This window comes from Youngiibacter fragilis 232.1, assembly GCF_000495435.3.
GTDB classification, from domain to species: Bacteria; Bacillota; Clostridia; order Clostridiales; family Clostridiaceae; genus Youngiibacter; species Youngiibacter fragilis.
The window spans coordinates 1-1,218 of the sequence record NZ_AXUN02000127.1 but is presented as its reverse complement, the minus strand read 5'-3'; the positions used below and the strand labels follow the sequence as shown (position 1 = coordinate 1,218).

Annotated in this window: 1 protein-coding gene; it reads right to left on the bottom strand. The window is 46.5% G+C overall.

The features are described 5' to 3' along the window. Positions 1–271: 271 nt before the first annotated feature. Positions 272–925 (bottom strand): N-acetylmuramoyl-L-alanine amidase, encoded by a 654-nt coding sequence (locus T472_RS06600; protein ID WP_023388126.1) that lies wholly within the window; start codon positions 923–925, stop codon positions 272–274. Positions 926–1,218: the final 293 nt, after the last annotated feature.

Genomic DNA, 1,218 nt, shown 5'->3' with positions numbered 1-1,218 from the left:
TGACGTTGGCTAAGGCCGCTAAAGACGGCCCTGACGATAGTGATGTTGTCTGACATGCGTTTTTCCTCCTAAAAAAATAAAACTAATGCACGAATGCACTAATTTTATATTACAGCAGGAATATATTATTGGCTCTGTAATCGCGCGTTAGGTGGTTCTGAGATAGCGCGCGTGTGGCTCTAAACCTCCGCGCTACTGGCTCCAAATCGCCGCATTTCCCACTCTACCGTCAAAAGACAGAAGAGAGGCTCATGCTTTCCGCGCAGGCGATTTATTCAGTTTTTATGAAGGCATCCTTGAATCCGGCAGCCTTGACCTTGGCAAGCATCGCTTCAGCATTGGCTTTGACACTGTAGGCCCCGACCTGAATGGTGTAGAGATTTTTAGGATTAGAGGCTGTGGTTTTATCGCTTGCCTGAACCTTGAGAAGCCTACCGACTTCCGCCCGAAAGGTGTCCATGCTTTTTCCGTGCTTTGTGAACCAATGCATGACATCGCTGTGGTTGCTGGCAATCCCAAGCTTGTAACCCTCACTGTGGCAGATGATGTTCTTCTCAGTTAGCCCATATGCTATGCAAAGGAAAGCACATAGCTCAGAAGCTTCCTTATAGACCGCCACAAAATAAGATGGATCGCTCAGATTATCCTCGCATATCTCAAATCCAATATGGGTATCATTTGCTGAATCTCCTGCATGCCAACCGCGATGATTCCATGGAAGGGTCTGGTATGTTGCGATGCTTCCGTCAGCCAGTTTGCCGATGAACGCATGGGCACAGACGTTTCTTCCATTTGGCTTGTATTGGTTCCAGTGGTTTCCATATAAGTTCTTCCCGAGCAGTCCATCGTCAGGACCGACATAACGCTTTAAAAAGGGATTGTTGGCTCCAGTTGAGTGGTGAGTATTCCGGCTATTGAGAGCCATCACGTCCGATGTATAGAGCCACCCATTCCGATGGTTGGAGCCATTTGATTTTCAAAACGAATCCGCTATAGAGAGCCACTCTTGTAAGTAATAGAATGAAGGTGCGGTAATGCCGTAATACTTACGAGAGGAGGACATTAATCCTTAACTTCCTGAAGTTTTCGCACTAAAGATCGATTTGACAGAATTAATCTGCATCCGGATCCCTTTTGATGTAGTCCAGAATCTCCTCAAAGGAGCGCTTGCTTTTAGCTATAGCTTCCATTAATTCTCGGTCTCTCATTGCCTGTCTC